A 14,193-nucleotide genomic window follows, 5' to 3' on the forward strand; every position below is an offset into this window, starting at 1 on the left:
CGTCTTATGAACGGTGGGCACGCTTCGCTTTGCCCACCCTACGATTCTCGCAATGACGGCGGAGGTGGCTGTTCGCCCCGCAACTTTTGCATTCTGGCGGGAAATCGCTATTTTCCGCGGCCCGGAGGCCCTTCTTGATGTCCGTTATCGATCCCAGCATGAGCCCGAGCGATCTGCGTGCGCTCGCCGAACAATCCAACGCCTGGCCGTTCGAGCAGGCCAAGGCCATCGTCGCGCGGCTGAAGAAGAGCCCGAAGGACGAGGTGCTGTTCGAGACCGGATACGGGCCGTCCGGCCTGCCGCATATCGGCACGTTCGGCGAGGTCGCGCGCACCTCGATGGTGCGGCACGCCTTCCGCGTGCTGACCGAGGACAAGGTCAAGACCCGCCTGCTTGCCTTCTCCGACGACATGGACGGCTTCCGCAAGGTGCCCGACAACGTCCCCAACAAGGAGATGCTGGCCGCGCATCTCGGCAAGCCGCTGACGCGGGTGCCGGATCCGTTCTCCAACGAGTACCCCTCGTTCGGGCACCACAACAACGCGCGGCTGCGCGCCTTCCTCGATCATTTCGGCTTCGACTACGAGTTCGCGAGCTCGACCGATTACTACACGTCGGGCCGCTTCGACGCGACGCTGCTCAAGATGCTCGCCGCCTACGACAAGGTGATGGAGATCATCCTGCCGACGCTGGGCCCCGACCGCCGCGCCACCTATTCGCCGTTCCTCCCTATCAGCAAGACCACCGGCATCGTGCTGCAGGTGCCGATGATCCGCCGCGACGTCGCGGCCGGCACCGTGACCTATGTCGACCCCGATACCAACCAGGAGGTCGAGACGCCGGTCACCGGCGGCAACGTCAAGTGCCAGTGGAAGGCCGACTGGGCGATGCGCTGGGTCGCGCTCGGCGTCGACTACGAGATGGCCGGCAAGGACCTGATCGATTCCGTGAAGCTCTCAGGCGCGATCGCCAGGGCGCTCGGCGCCACGCCGCCGGAAGGCTTCAATTACGAGCTCTTCCTCGACGAGAAGGGCCAGAAGATCTCGAAGTCGAAGGGCAACGGCCTCACCATCGACGAGTGGCTGCGCTACGCCTCGCCGGAATCGCTGTCGCTGTTCATGTATCGCGAGCCGAAGGCGGCCAAGCGGCTGTATTTCGACGTCATTCCGCGCAACGTCGACGACTATCAGCAGTTCATCGACGGCTTTGCCAAGCAGGACGGCAAGCAGCAGCTCGGCAATCCGGTCTGGCACATCCACAACGGCAAGCCGCCGAAGGGCGACATGCCCGTGACCTTCCAGCTGCTGCTGACGCTGGTGTCGTCGTCGAACGCGGAGAATGCCGAGACGCTGTGGGGCTTCATCGGCCGCTATCGTCCCGGCGTGAGCCCGCAGACGCATCCCAAGCTGGACGCGATGGTCGGCTACGCCATCAACTATTACCGCGACTTCGTCGCGCCGACGAAGCAGTTCCGCGTGCCGACCGACACCGAGCGCGCGGCGCTGCAGGACCTGCGCGATGCGCTGTCGCAGCTTCCGGCGGACGCCTCGGCCGAGGACATCCAGAACGTCGTCTACGAGATCGGCCGCCGCGAACCGTTCCTCGACCAGGTCAAGAAGGGCAAGGACGGCCGTCCCGGCGTCACGCTGGACTGGTTCAACATGCTCTACCAGGTGCTGCTCGGCCAGGAGAAGGGCCCGCGCTTCGGCTCCTTCGTCGCGGTCTACGGCGTGCAGAACGCGGTGAACATGATCGACGGCGCGCTGGCGCGGAGCGCGTGAGAAACGCGTTGCCCTTCGCTCCACACGCGGCTGTCGTCCCGGCGAACGCCGGGACCCATACCGCGTGATCTATCGGAGAGAGGCGGTCCTTGTACCGACGTAAGCGCAACTACGAACGCGGCGATACGCGGTCCCGCAGTCACTGGCTCGTCCACACGATCCGCGCGATCCACGCCACCTCGCCCGCCGCCATCGTGCGCACGGCTTGCGATGCGTTGAGCAATTGCAGCTCCAGGGCCTTCGCGGTGCGGCGCCTCAGCGTTGCGATCGTCACCTCGCCCGTCCTGCTTCGCACCACCACGCGATCGCCCTTGCGGATCGGCGCGCCCGGCGAGACCAGGACGATGTCGCCGTGGCGGTAAACGGGGGCAAGCTCATCGCCGGAGATCTCCAGCGCAAAGCCGTGGCTGTCCCCGGTGGCCGGAAGTGCAGTTTCGGTCCAGCCCTTGCCAGCGGGAAGGCCGGACTCGTCGAAGGCGCCGCTCCCGCCGGCCAGCGCGAAACGAAGCAGCGGTACCGAGCGGCCGTCGCCCGCGTCATCGTCGACCAGCCGCGCAAAGCTGTCGAACGAAGCGTCTGCCGCCGCCAACGCCTTGGCGATCGATTCGGTCGAGGGCCAGCGCTCGCGGCCGTCCGAGGTGACGCGCTTGGACCTGTTGAAGGTGGTGGGATCGAGCCCGGCGCGCTTGGCGAGGCCGGACGGCGACAGACCGGCGCGCGCCGCCAGCCGATCCAGCGCGATCCAGATCTGGTCGTGAGTGAGTATCCTCTGCGCTTTGGCCTGCCTGACCATGCAAGGTCCAGCCCGTCGCAACTCAGGAAAACTGTCCTCAAATCAACCGGTTTTCCGCTTTTCGCGCAAGTGGCGGCGATTTCACCGGACCGGAAAGGCTTGAGGTCTTGAGTTCGGCAGGGGTGGCCTTTACGGTCGCGCCGGGGTTCTTGCAGACCCGCACGAGACGAAAAAACCCAAAAGACTCAAAGAGCAAACAGGGCTGCGCAAGCGGTGGTCAAGATCTACAAAATCTGTCCGGCCTCGGCCTGGCGTGAGGCGGAACGGCAGGGTGTCTACCGGGGCAGCGCCGACGATGCGCGCGACGGATTCATCCATTTCTCGACCGCCGATCAGGTTCCCGAGACCCTGCGCAAGCACTATTTCGGGCAGCGCGCGCTGTTCCTGGTGGAGGTCGACGGCGACGCGCTCGGCGGCGAACTGCGCTGGGAGCGCTCGCGCAATGACGAGCTGTTTCCGCATCTCTATGGCGAGCTCGATCTCGGCGCCGTGATCACGGTGATGAACCTCAACATCCGCTCCGACGGCGGCCACGACGTTCCGGAGCTTGCCCCGTGATCCGCGCTTTCGACGCCTTTTCCCTGCCGGTGCTGCGCTGGCTCGATCCGGAAGACGCGCATCGCCTGGCGATCCAGGGCCTGCGCTTCCTGCCGCCGGTCAAGCCGCGCGCCGACGACCCCAAGCTCGCGATGCGTGCCTTCGGGCTCAACTTTCCCAATCCGATCGGCATGGCCGCCGGCTTCGACAAGAGCGCGGAGGTGCCGGACGCGCTGCTGCGGCTCGGCTTCGGCTTCGTCGAGATCGGCTCGGTGACGCCGAAGCCGCAAGCGGGCAATCCGCGGCCGCGGCTGTTCCGGCTCGAGCGCGACGAGGCCATCATCAACCGCATGGGCTTCAACAATGACGGCGCGGACGTCGCCTTGCGCCGGCTCGCCGCGCGGGCGCAGCACGGCGGCATCGTCGGCGTCAATGTCGGCGCCAATAAGGATTCAGTCGATCGCGTCGCCGATTACGTCAAGCTGATCGAGACCTTTGCGCCGGTCGCGAGCTACTTCACCGTCAACGTTTCCTCGCCGAACACGCCGGGCCTGCGCAATCTGCAGGAAGGCGCGCTGCTCGACGATCTCCTCGCGCGGGTGATCGACGCGCGCGAGCGTGTCAGGCAGAAGGCCGGCGACACGCCGGTGCTGCTCAAGATCGCGCCGGATCTCAGCCTCGCCCAGCTCGACGACGTCGTGCAGGTCGCGCGCTCGCGCCGGGTCGACGGCATGGTCGTGTCGAACACGACGATCTCCCGGCCGAGCACGCTGCGGGAGGAGACGCGGGCCAAGGAGCAAGGCGGCCTGTCGGGCCGGCCGCTGTTCCGCCTGTCGACGCGGATGGTTGCGGAGACCTATGTGCGCGTCGAGGGCGCGTTCCCCCTGATCGGCGTCGGCGGCGTGGATTCCGGCGGCGCCGCCTTGACCAAGATCCGCGCCGGCGCCAGCCTGATCCAGCTCTATTCGTCGCTGGTCTACAAGGGCCTCGGCCTCGTCGACGAGATCAAGCGCGACCTCACCTCGACGCTGCTCCGCACCGGGCGGGATTCCTTATCCGAGATCGTCGGAGCGGATGCCGCGACGCTCACGGCGGAAGACTGGCCGGGGTTGTAAGGCAGTCGCCTGCCCCGGACGCAGCAGCACGCCGTCTTCGGCGTGGTGCACTGCAGAGCCGGGGCCCATATGGCAGCGACTTCGGGCAGAGATGGGTCCCGGCTCTACGCAGCAGCGTTTCACGCTGCAGCGCGTCCGGGACACGGACGCTATGATTTGGCAAACGTCGCCCGATACAGCGCCGGATATCTCGCCCCCTGCAAGCCGCCCCGCGCGACGTAGAACGCGATCAGCGCGCTCCACAGCCCGGCATTGCCGAATGCTTGCAGCGCCAGCCAGACCGCGAAGAAGATCGCGAGCGAGGCCAGCATCAGATTGCGCATCTCCCGCGCCCAGGTCGCGCCGACATAGATGCCGTCGAAGCCGAAGGCGAACACGCCGGGGATCGGAGCGAGCACGATGAACGGCAGGAACTCGCGCGCGGCGCGGCGAACCTCCTCGCTCGCAGTCATGACGTTGATGATATCGGTTCCGAACGCCGCGAACAGCACGGCGACGGCGATTGCGAAGCCGAGCCCCCACGTCAGCACCAGCCTGGTCGAATCCGCAAATCCCTTGGCGTCGCGGCCGCCAAAGGCGCGGCCGCAGAGCTGCTGGGCCGCGTTGGCAAGGCCGTCGAGAAAGAAGGCGCTGACCAGGAGGAAATTGTTGAGCACGGAGTTCGCCGCCAGCGTGACGTCGCCGGCACGCGCGCCCTTGGCGGTGAAGAACAAGAACACCGCGATCAGCGCCGCGGTGCGGATCAGAATGTCGGTGTTCACTGCCAGGAGGCGCATCAGCTTGGCGCGATCGAACAGCGTTGCGCGAGGCACCGTAAAACCGCCGACCGCATGGCGCCTGCACACGATTACGCCGAGCATGAAGCCGATCGTCTCCGACACGAGCGCGGCGATCGCCGCGCCGGCGATGCCGGTGTCGTAGACCAGCACCAGCAGGATAGTTGCCACCATGTTGACGAGGTTGATGACGACCTGGAGCGCAAGAGCCGGATTGGCACGGGCCTGTCCCACCAGCCAACCAAGGATGACGTAATTGGCGAAGGCGAAAGGCGAGGACCAGATCCTGATCATGAAGTAGGTCTTGGCGGCGCGCGTCACGCCATCGCTGCCGCCCATCAGGTCGAACAGTAGGCTCGCCAGCGGCAGCTGCAGCACGATCAGCGCCGCGCCGATCAGGCCGGCGACGATGAAGCCGCGCATCAGGATCACGGTCTGCTCGCGCGTCTCGCCGGCGCCGAGCGCCTGCGCGGTGAAGGCGAGGGTGCTCATGCGCAGGAAGCCGAACAGCCAGAACAGGCAGTCGAAGATCACGGAGGCCATCGCGACGCCGCCGAGCAGCGCGGCATCGTCGAGCCGTCCGATCGCGGTGGTCGAGACCACCCCGATCAGCGGCGTGGTGAGGTTCGCGACCATCGCGGGTCCCGCGATAGCGAAGACCTGCCGGCTGCCGACGCGGTGATGGACCGGTGCGTGCATCATTCAGAACACGAGCACCATGCCGTCTTCGGCGGCGAGATGCTCGACCTCGCCCAGGCGCGACAGCATGTCGTCGCTCATATGGGTGAGGACGAGCCGTTTGGCGCCGATCGCGGGCAGATGCTGTTCCAAGGTCTTCAGGCTGAGATGGTTCTTGACCACCTTCGCGTACATGTAGGCCTCGGCAATGAAAAGATCCGCGCCATGCGCCAGCGGAATGAGCGTCTCCGTCCATTCGGTGTCGGCGCTGTAGGCGAACGTGCGGCCTTCGGCCTCGACACGGTAGGCGAGGAAAGGACCACCGGATTCGCCGTGCACGACGGGATAGGGCGTCACCGTCACGGCGCCGAACGTTCGTCTTTGCCCGGGCGCGAGCTCGGTAACATCGAGCTCGAAGCGCTGTTTCGTCTTCGAGGAGTGCTCGAACAGCGCCTCCATCACCTCACGCAGCCGCCTCTCGATGCCTTGCGGGCCCGCGATCGTCAGCGGTCGCACCCTCCGCGAGAATTGGGCGTCGAGCAGCAGGAACGGCAGCCCGGCAAAATGGTCGCCGTGGAAATGCGTGATCAGGATCAGATCGATCTCGTCGCACGCGATCTCGAGCCGCTTCAGCGCCGGCAAGGCCGACGCGCCGCAATCGATCAGGAAGTTGGCCTCGCGCCCCGAGACATGGAAGCAGGTGTTGAGCCTGCCGCCGGAGCCGAAGGCGTCGCCGCAGCCGACGAAACGCAGTTGCATCGGCTGCGGACTCCCAGCCTACCGGCCGTGCGGCGCGCCGAACACGCGCGAGAGCAGCCAGATCGGGATCACGATCACCGCGCCGAGCAGGAAATAGCGCCACAGCCAGTTGATGGTATCGAAGCCGAGATCCCACAGACGCTGGAACAGGAGGCGGATGCTGGTGATGATGTTCCAGGGATCAAATCCGATCGCGGCCAGCACGACGCCGACCAGGATCGAGAGCAGGACCAGCCGGAACGCGACCGCCAGCGGCGAGCCGCCGAGAAAGCGGTTCAGCCCATCGCTGCGGCCGGCCGGCAAATCTCTGACGTCTTGGACCATCGCAAACTCCTCGAGAAGGATTCGACCCCATTATAGGGCACGGCGAGGCACATGGGGAACCCGGATCGGCGCGTCAATCGGGTTACCGGAGTTTAATTCGGGCAGACGCGTGCCGCGGGTTGCCAACCTCTCCCGCTTGCGGGAGAGGTCGCGCCGAAGGCGCGGGTGAGGGCTCTCTCCTCTGGGGGATACCCAATGCGGAGACAGCCCTCTCCCCACCCCTCTCCCGCACGCGGGAGAGGGAGCGCACTGCCGTCGTGGCAACAGTTCACACCTCGATCTCCGCCGCCTCCGCCTTCAGCATCCGCTCCAACGTCTCCAGCCGGTCGGCCTCGCGCGGCGGCTTGTCCCAGCGCAGGCGGCTGATGCGGGGGAAGCGCATGGCGACGCCGGATTTGTGCCGCGGCGAACGCTGCAAGCCCTCGAACGCCACCTCCAGCACCAGCCCCTTGTCGCCCTCGTGCACGACATGGCGCACGGGACCGAACTTCTCCGTGGTGTTGCGGCGAACGAAGCGGTCGATCTGCAACAGCTCCTCATCGGTGAAGCCGAAATAGGCTTTGCCGACCGGCACCAGTTCGTCGCCGCCCTCGCCCGCGGTCCAGACGCCGAAGGTGTAGTCGGAATAATAGGACGAGCGTTTGCCGTGACCGCGCTGCGCATACATCAGCACGGCGTCGATGATGTGCGGATCGCGCTTCCACTTCCACCATTGGCCCTTCGGCCGTCCCGGCAGATAGGGCGCATCGCGCCGCTTCAGCATCACGCCTTCGACGGCGTCGGCATCTTCTCCGGCGCCGGCGCTCGCGGGATCGGCACGCGCGGCGGTCAATGCGTCCCAGCTTGCGAAAGGCACGGTGGGCGACAGGTCGATGCGGGGATCGCCGAGCTTCGTGATGAAGCTCTCCAGCCGCTCGCGCCGCTCCGCGAACGGCAGCTCGCGCAGATCGTTCTCGTCGTCGCCGAGCAGGTCGTAGGCGCGCAGGTGGATCGGAAACTCCTTGATCAGCTTGGGCGAGACGACCTTGCGGTTGAGCCGCTGCTGTAGGACGTTGAAGCTCTGCACGCGCCCCTGGCGCAGGATCAGCAGCTCGCCGTCGATCGCACCCGGCAAATGCAGCGACGGCACGAGGTCCGGAAAGCTGCCCGTGATGTCCTCGCCGGTGCGCGAATAGAGCCGCGCCGTGACGTGGCCGCGCTCGTCGCGGCCGGCGACGGCCTGCACGCGGATGCCGTCCCATTTCCATTCGGCGATGTAGTCGGCGGGATCGAGCGCGGTGAAATCGCCGTCCTCGATCGCATGCGCCAGCATCACTGGCCGGAACGGCGCGGGATCACGGTTGACCGGCTTGTCGCCGCGGCCTTCCAGCCAGGCGAACAGGTCGAGATAAGGCGGTGCGAGGCCCGGCCAGATCAGCTCGACCTCATGCGGATCCTTCTCGCCGAGCGCGGCCACCGCAGTCTTGGCAAGGCGCGCCGAGATGCCGATCCGCAAGCTGCCGGTGACGAGCTTCAACAGGGCCCAGCGGCCGGTCTCGTCCAGCTCGTCGAGCCAGCGCTCGAGCTGCTTCGGCAGCTCGGTCTTGCCGAGCGTGCGCAGCGTGGTGACGACCTCGGTGAGACTCGGTGGCGGCGGGTTGTTGTGGGCAGCGAACGCCGCCTTCGGCCACATCAGCGCCACCGTCTCGGAGAGATCGCCGACGTAATCGTAGCTCAGCCCGAACAGCACCTCATCGGTGCGCGCCGCAATGAGGTCGCGGATCAGGGCAGGCTTGGCGTGCTTGAAGCTGAGCGCGCCGGTGAGCGCGGCCAGCGCATAGCCGCGGTCGGGATCGCCGACCTCGCGGAAATAGCCGGTGATCAGCCGCAGCTTGTTGTTGCGGCCAGGTTCGTAGGCGAGACGGTCCAGGAGCTCGGCGAAGCGGTTCATGCCTCAGTCTCACCCGTGACCGGCGTCTCGCTCTCCTCCTCGTCGCCATAGCCGACGAGATCGAGCGGCTGCGCTTTCAGGCCCTTGCTTCGGCACCAATGCACCAGCGCATCTTCCTGGCCGTGGGTGACCCAGATCTCGCCGGCGCCGGTTGCGCCGATCGTGGCGGTGAGGCCGTCCCAATCGGCATGATCGGAGATCACCAGCGGCAGCTCGACGCCACGCTGCCGCGCCCGGGCGCGCACCCGCATCCAGCCCGAGGCGAACGCGGTGACCGGATCGGGAAAGCGCCGCGTCCACAGATCTGACGTCGCCGAGGGCGGAGCCAGCGTGATGGTGCCGGCCAGCGCCGCCTTCTTCACACCCTTCGCCGGCCTGAGCTCGCCGAGCTCGATGCCGCGGCTCTGATAATATTCGGTGATGGTCTCCATGGCGCCATGCAGGTAGATCGGGGCATCGTAACCGGCCTGCCGCAGCAGCTTGATCACGCGCTGCGCCTTGCCGAGCGAATAGGCGCCGACGAGATGCGCGCGCTCGGGAAACAGCGCGACGGAAGCCAGCAGCTTCTTCACTTCGTCGCCCGCATCGCCATGCCGGAACACCGGCAGCCCGAACGTCGCCTCGGTGATGAAGACGTCGCAGGGCACCAGCTCGAACGGCGTGCAGGTCGGGTCCGGCGCGTCCTTGTAGTCGCCGGATGCCACGATGCAGGTGTCCTTGCACGTCACCGCGATCTGCGCGGAGCCGAGCACGTGGCCGGCCGGGTGGAATTTCACGCGGACATCGCCGAGCCGGATCTCCTCGCCATAGCCGATCGCCTGGGTCGAGCCGGCAAAATTCTCGCCATAGCGCAGCCGCATCATGTCGAGCGTTTCCTGCGTCGCCAGCACCGCGCCATGGCCGGCGCGGGCATGGTCGGAATGGCCGTGGGTGATCACGGCCCGCTCGACCGGGCGGACGGGGTCGATATGGAAACCGCCGGGCTTGCAGCACAGGCCGGCAACAGCTGGCAACAGGATGTCTTGAGGTCGCATGCCTGATATATAGGCCGCGTTACCGTCGCTTCGAGTCATTCCGCCCTACACTTCCTGGTTCCCATGCCCCTCCGCCTGTTCCTGACTTCCGGCGATCTCATGGCCGACCGCCGCTTCGAGTTCGCGCGCGACCTCCAGCTCAAGGGCGATCTGCCCGCGGCCGCCGATCTGCTGGAGCAGGCGATCGAGCTGGCGCCCGACTTCACCTCGGCCTGGTTCACGCTGGGCGAAATCCGGCAGCAGCTCGGCGAGCGCGACCAGGCGATCGCGGCGTTTCGAGAAGCGCGGAGGTGCGACCCCGGCGACCAGCACGGCGCCGGGCTGCACCTGATGCGGCTCGGCGATGCCGAGATGGCGGAGATGCCGAAGGCCTATGTGCAGGCGCTGTTCGACCAGTACGCCCCGCGCTTCGAGCACGCGCTGATCAACGATCTCGGCTACCGCGCGCCCAGCTTGATCTTCAAGGCGGTGCTGGCCGCGCGCGTTGCCGCGAAGAAGCCGGCCTACTTCAAGCGCACCATCGATCTCGGCTGCGGCACCGGCCTTGCGGCCGCCGCCTTCGCCAAGCAGGTCGATCATTTCATCGGCATCGATCTGTCGCCCGGCATGATCAAGCAGGCGCGCGCTACCAACCTCTATGCCGAGCTCGAAGTCGCCGACATGATCGAGGGTTTGCGCACCAAGCATGACGCGAGCGCGAACCTCATCGTCGCAGCGGATGCGTTCGTCTATCTCGCCGATCTCGCGCCGGTGCTCGACGAAGCGAGCCGCGTGCTCGCATCAGGCGGCGTGCTCGCCTTCACGCTGGAAACGCATGACGGCAGCGGCATCGTTCTCGGCGAGGGCCTGCGCTATGCCCATCCGGCGGAATATGTCCGCGGCGCCATCGCCAAGGCGGGCCTGAAGCTGCTGACGCTGGAGCCGGCCTCGCCGCGCAACGAGAACAACGAGCCGGTGCGCGGTCTCGTCGTCGTCGCCGAGAAAACTTGAGTCTAGGCGCTGGGCGCCACGCGATTTAAGCGTCATTGCGTCGCAAAGAAGCGACTTCCCACTTGCGAGCCGTGCTGCGTTGCCAGCACAATGCGCGCACCAGGGAGAAACAAGCAATGAAGAAGAATCCATCGCGGCGCGAATTCAACGCCGCCGCGCTTGCCACCATCGCCGCATCCACCTTGCCCGCGCCCTACGTCTGGGCCGCGGAGAAGAAATACGATGCGGGCGCCAGCGACACCGAGATCAAGATCGGACAGACCGTGCCGCATTCCGGCCCCGGCTCGCTCTACGGCGTGCTCGGGCGCATCGGCGAAGCCTATTTCCAGATGCTGAACGAGAAGGGCGGCATCAACGGGCGCAAGATCAAGTTTCTCACCATGGACGATGCCTACAGCGCGCCGAAATGCGTCGAGGCGACGCGGCGCCTGGTCGAGCAGGAGGAGGTGCTCGCGCTGTACGGCTCGCTCGGCACCGCGCCGCAGACCGCCGTGCACAAATACCTGAACTCCAAGGGCGTGCCGCAGCTGCTGCTCAACACCGGCGCGTCGAAGTGGAACAATCCGAAAGAGTTCAAATGGACGATGGCGGGCTTGCCGCTGTATCCGACCGAGGCGCGCATCCTCGCGCGGCACGTCGTTGCCGTGAAGCCGAACGCCAAGATCGGCATCCTCTACCAGAACGACGATTTCGGCCGCGACTTCCTCGGTCCCTTCAAGAAGGTGCTGGCGGATGCCGGCGGCACCGCGCAAGTGATCATGGAGCAGACTTACGATCTCACTGAACCGACCGTCGATTCCCAGCTCATCAACCTGTCGAAGTCGGGCGCCGACGTCTTCTACAACATCTCCACCGGCAAGGCCTCGTCACAGTCGATCCGCAAAGTCGCCGAGCTCGGCTGGAAGCCGCTGCAGCTGTTGTCGGCCGGCTCGACCGGGCGCTCGATCCTCAGCGCGGCGGGCCTCGAGAACGCCACCGGCATCGTCGCCATCCGCTACAACAAGGAGGTCGGCCTGCCGAAATGGGAGAAGGATCCCGACGTGATGGCGTTCGAGGAATTGCGCAAGAAATACACTCCGGCCATTGACCCCGACAACACCATCGCCTTTGCCGGCTACGGCCAGGCCGTGACCATGGGCGAGATCCTGCGCCGCTGCGGCGACGAGCTCACCCGCGCCAACGTGCTGAAGCAGGCCTCGAACCTCAAGGGCTTCCACTCGCCCTACTTCCTCGACGGCGTCACCTACAGCTACACGCCGGAGGATTACACACCGATGAAGACGCTCTTCATCTCCACCTTCACCGGCAAGGACTGGGACATCTCCGACAAGCCGATGTCGGAGTAGGGCTTGGGCGCGAGGCGAGCGACGACGCTCTTCCCTTCTCCCCTTGTGGGAGAAGGTGGCGCGCGAAGCGCGCCGGATGAGGGGTGCTTCAGCAAACTCACATGTGAAGGGTGACTCGCGGAGAGACACCCCTCACCCGTCTCGCCGCTGCGCGGCGAGCCACCCTCTCCCACAAGGGGAGAGGGTAAAAGCGCCGCATACATTGCAATTAGCCCAACTTATACGCAGCCTTGGCATTCACGCCGAAAGCCTTGTCCCGCACCTGCGGACCAAGTTTCGCCAGGCAGGCTTCCAGCGCGTCCTTGATCTCGCCGTAGCTTCCCGCAAGCAGGCACACCGGCCAGTCCGAGCCGAAGATCAGCCTGTCCTCGCCGAAACAGCTTGCGGCGTGCGCCACGAACGGAAGCAGGCGCTCCGCATCCCAGTCGTTCCAAACTGCCTCGGTCGCAAGGCCCGAGATCTTGCACCAGACATTGCCGCAGGTCCCGAGCGCCTTGATGTGGCCCGACCATTCGGCGCTGCCGCCGTCGGCGATCGGCGGCTTGGCCGCGTGGTCGAGCACGAAACGCGCTTGCGGAAAAGCCTGCGCGGTTGCGATCGCGGCGGGCAGCTCGCGGGTGCGGACGAGGAAATCGTAGGCAAGATCATGCGCGAACAATGCCGTGAGTCCGCGCTGGACGTCTTCGCGCAGCAGCCAATCGGGATCGGCTTCATCGTGCACCTGGTGGCGGATGCCGACCAGCTTGTCTCCGCCCGGCAAGCCGCGCTGCCGGGCGAGCGTATCGCTGAGCGCCCCGTCGGTCAGGTCGGCCCAGCCGACGACGCCGATCACCGACGGCGTCGCATGGGCGATCGCTAAGAATTCCTCGGTCTCCTCGAGCGAGGAGCGGCATTGCACCACGATGCTGGCATCGATGCCGTTCGCCTTCAGCAATGGCGCCAGATCAGCCGGGCCGAACGCGCGGCGGATCGGCGCGAGCTCGTCCGCCGCCATCCAGGGATAGTCGGCGCGCGCCGGATCCCAGAAATGCTGGTGGGCATCGATGATCATGCCTTACGCTCCCGTCGGCAGCGGCGAGCGCGCATTGACGAGGTTTCGCGCACGCAGCTCCTGCCAGAACGCGGCGGGCACGGTCTTCTCCGACATCGCGATGTTGTCGGCGACCTCGGCGGCGTTGCGCGCGCCCGTCACGGCGACAGTGACCGCCGGATGCGCCATGCAGAACTGGAGCGCGGCGGCCTTCAGCTCGGTGCCGTGCTTGCGGCAGAGCGCCTCGAGCTCCAGCGCCCGCGCCACCAGTGAGGCATTGGCGTCCTGATAATTGAACTTCGCGCTCGTATGCGGATCGGCGAGAATGCCGCTGTTGTAGATGCCGCCGAGCAGGATGCCGATGTTCTTGGCCGTGCAGACCGGGAACAGCGCATCCAGCGCGCCCTGGTCGAGCAGCGTGTAGCGCCCGGCGAGCAGAAAGCAGTCGACCGGCACGGCTTCCGCGAACCGAACCAACATCTCCGACTGGTTCATGCCGGCACCGATCGCCTTGACCGTGCCATCCTCGCGCAGCCGCTGCAGCGCGCGGAAGGCACCTGTGACGGCCTCGTCATAATGATCGTCGGGATCGTGCACCAGCAGGACGTCGACGCGGTCGAGCCCGAGCCGGCGAAGGCTTTCCTCGACCGAGCGCATCACGCCGTCATAGCTGAAGTCGAACACCGGCCGCTCGCGCGACGTGCCCTTGTAGTGCTCGTCCTCGGCGGCCGCGCCTTCGGGCACGCGCAGCAGGCGGCCGACCTTGGTCGAGATGGCGTAGGACTCGCGCGGCTGTTGCCGCAGGAAGGCCCCGAGCCGCCGCTCGGCGAGGCCAAAGCCGTAGAGCGGCGCGGTATCGAAGAATCGTACCCCGAGCGACCAGGCGCGCGCGATCGTCGCCTCCGCATCGGCATCGCTCACAGGACTGAACAAACCGCCGAGCGGCGCGGAGCCGAGGCCGATTGAGGTGACGTCGAGCGAGCCGAGCCGCGATCGTTTCATTCCCATGGCCTTGTCTTCATTCCAACAGTCCAAATCATCTCTCCCGCTTGCGGAAACCGCAAGCGGGAGAGGCATGCAGGAACGCGGGGCTGGCGGGC

13 protein-coding genes are annotated in these 14,193 nt (G+C 66.3%); 5 read left to right on the forward strand and 8 right to left on the reverse strand.

The window, feature by feature from the left end:
• Positions 1-137: 137 nt before the first annotated feature.
• Complete coding sequence (locus tag DCM79_RS02815) at positions 138-1,781, forward strand: lysine--tRNA ligase (RefSeq protein WP_257178537.1); 1,644 nt, start codon at positions 138-140, stop codon at positions 1,779-1,781.
• Between the two features lie 139 nt (positions 1,782-1,920).
• On the opposite strand, the gene DCM79_RS02820 is transcribed toward DCM79_RS02815, so the two are convergent.
• Entirely contained in the window at positions 1,921-2,574 is a 654-nt protein-coding gene (locus DCM79_RS02820) for a helix-turn-helix transcriptional regulator (protein ID WP_257178538.1), read from the reverse strand.
• A 213-nt stretch (positions 2,575-2,787) separates the two neighbouring features.
• On the opposite strand from DCM79_RS02820, the gene DCM79_RS02825 reads away from it, so the two are divergent.
• Both DCM79_RS02825 and DCM79_RS02830 read left to right on the forward strand, forming a co-directional pair.
• Positions 2,788-3,132 carry a DUF952 domain-containing protein gene (locus tag DCM79_RS02825; protein ID WP_028138933.1) on the forward strand — a complete coding sequence of 115 codons (345 nt, stop codon included), beginning with the start codon at positions 2,788-2,790 and terminating at the stop codon, positions 3,130-3,132.
• Positions 3,129-4,226, forward strand: coding sequence for a quinone-dependent dihydroorotate dehydrogenase (locus DCM79_RS02830; protein WP_257178539.1), 1,098 nt, complete (start codon positions 3,129-3,131; stop codon positions 4,224-4,226). Before DCM79_RS02825 ends, DCM79_RS02830 begins: the two co-directional genes overlap by 4 nt.
• A gap of 149 nt (positions 4,227-4,375) precedes the next feature.
• On the opposite strand, the gene DCM79_RS02835 is transcribed toward DCM79_RS02830, so the two are convergent.
• The 5 genes from DCM79_RS02835 to DCM79_RS02855 all read right to left on the reverse strand — a co-directional run bounded on the left by DCM79_RS02835 (position 4,376) and on the right by DCM79_RS02855 (position 9,727).
• On the reverse strand, positions 4,376-5,701 hold the full coding sequence (locus DCM79_RS02835; protein ID WP_257180672.1) for an MATE family efflux transporter: 1,326 nt from the start codon (positions 5,699-5,701) through the stop codon (positions 4,376-4,378).
• 3 nt (positions 5,702-5,704) lie between these two features.
• Positions 5,705-6,439: an MBL fold metallo-hydrolase gene (locus DCM79_RS02840; protein ID WP_257178540.1), complete on the reverse strand. Its 735-nt coding sequence runs from the start codon at positions 6,437-6,439 to the stop codon at positions 5,705-5,707.
• Positions 6,440-6,457: 18 nt separating this feature from the next.
• Positions 6,458-6,763, reverse strand: a complete 306-nt coding sequence (locus DCM79_RS02845) for a DUF6460 domain-containing protein (RefSeq protein ID WP_257178541.1) — start codon at positions 6,761-6,763, stop codon at positions 6,458-6,460.
• A gap of 268 nt (positions 6,764-7,031) precedes the next feature.
• Entirely contained in the window at positions 7,032-8,693 is a 1,662-nt protein-coding gene (locus DCM79_RS02850) for an ATP-dependent DNA ligase (RefSeq protein WP_257178542.1), read from the reverse strand.
• On the reverse strand, positions 8,690-9,727 hold the full coding sequence (locus DCM79_RS02855) for a ligase-associated DNA damage response exonuclease (RefSeq protein ID WP_257180673.1): 1,038 nt from the start codon (positions 9,725-9,727) through the stop codon (positions 8,690-8,692). The genes DCM79_RS02850 and DCM79_RS02855 overlap by 4 nt, the downstream gene beginning before the upstream one ends.
• Positions 9,728-9,790: 63 nt before the next feature.
• Between DCM79_RS02855 and DCM79_RS02860 the strand changes: the two genes are divergently transcribed.
• Positions 9,791-10,717, forward strand: coding sequence for a class I SAM-dependent methyltransferase (locus tag DCM79_RS02860; RefSeq protein WP_257178543.1), 927 nt, complete (start codon positions 9,791-9,793; stop codon positions 10,715-10,717).
• A 116-nt stretch (positions 10,718-10,833) separates the two neighbouring features.
• Entirely contained in the window at positions 10,834-12,063 is a 1,230-nt protein-coding gene (locus DCM79_RS02865; protein WP_257178544.1) for an ABC transporter substrate-binding protein, read from the forward strand.
• 208 nt (positions 12,064-12,271) lie between these two features.
• Here DCM79_RS02865 and DCM79_RS02870 read toward each other — a convergent pair whose 3' ends face one another.
• Both DCM79_RS02870 and DCM79_RS02875 read right to left on the reverse strand, forming a co-directional pair.
• On the reverse strand, positions 12,272-13,114 hold the full coding sequence (locus DCM79_RS02870; RefSeq protein ID WP_257178545.1) for an amidohydrolase: 843 nt from the start codon (positions 13,112-13,114) through the stop codon (positions 12,272-12,274).
• Between the two features lie 3 nt (positions 13,115-13,117).
• Entirely contained in the window at positions 13,118-14,095 is a 978-nt protein-coding gene (locus tag DCM79_RS02875; RefSeq protein WP_257180674.1) for an aldo/keto reductase, read from the reverse strand.
• Positions 14,096-14,193: the final 98 nt, after the last annotated feature.

The sequence above is a fragment of the Bradyrhizobium sp. WBOS07 genome, from assembly GCF_024585165.1.
GTDB classification, from domain to species: Bacteria; Pseudomonadota; Alphaproteobacteria; order Rhizobiales; family Xanthobacteraceae; genus Bradyrhizobium; species Bradyrhizobium japonicum_B.

Bases quoted from the DNA above. Each gene is read 5' to 3' on its own strand.
- DCM79_RS02855 (WP_257180673.1), bottom strand. From the start codon at position 9,727: ATGCGACCTCAAGACATCCTGTTGCCAGCTGTTGCCGGCCTGTGCTGC.
- DCM79_RS02835 (WP_257180672.1), bottom strand. From the start codon at position 5,701: ATGCACGCACCGGTCCATCACCGCGTCGGCAGCCGGCAGGTCTTCGCT.
- DCM79_RS02860 (WP_257178543.1), top strand. From the start codon at position 9,791: ATGCCCCTCCGCCTGTTCCTGACTTCCGGCGATCTCATGGCCGACCGC.
- DCM79_RS02870 (WP_257178545.1), bottom strand. From the start codon at position 13,114: ATGATCATCGATGCCCACCAGCATTTCTGGGATCCGGCGCGCGCCGAC.
- DCM79_RS02820 (WP_257178538.1), bottom strand. From the start codon at position 2,574: ATGGTCAGGCAGGCCAAAGCGCAGAGGATACTCACTCACGACCAGATC.
- DCM79_RS02865 (WP_257178544.1), top strand. From the start codon at position 10,834: ATGAAGAAGAATCCATCGCGGCGCGAATTCAACGCCGCCGCGCTTGCC.
- DCM79_RS02845 (WP_257178541.1), bottom strand. From the start codon at position 6,763: ATGGTCCAAGACGTCAGAGATTTGCCGGCCGGCCGCAGCGATGGGCTG.
- DCM79_RS02850 (WP_257178542.1), bottom strand. From the start codon at position 8,693: ATGAACCGCTTCGCCGAGCTCCTGGACCGTCTCGCCTACGAACCTGGC.
- DCM79_RS02815 (WP_257178537.1), top strand. From the start codon at position 138: ATGTCCGTTATCGATCCCAGCATGAGCCCGAGCGATCTGCGTGCGCTC.
- DCM79_RS02840 (WP_257178540.1), bottom strand. From the start codon at position 6,439: ATGCAACTGCGTTTCGTCGGCTGCGGCGACGCCTTCGGCTCCGGCGGC.
- DCM79_RS02875 (WP_257180674.1), bottom strand. From the start codon at position 14,095: ATGAAACGATCGCGGCTCGGCTCGCTCGACGTCACCTCAATCGGCCTC.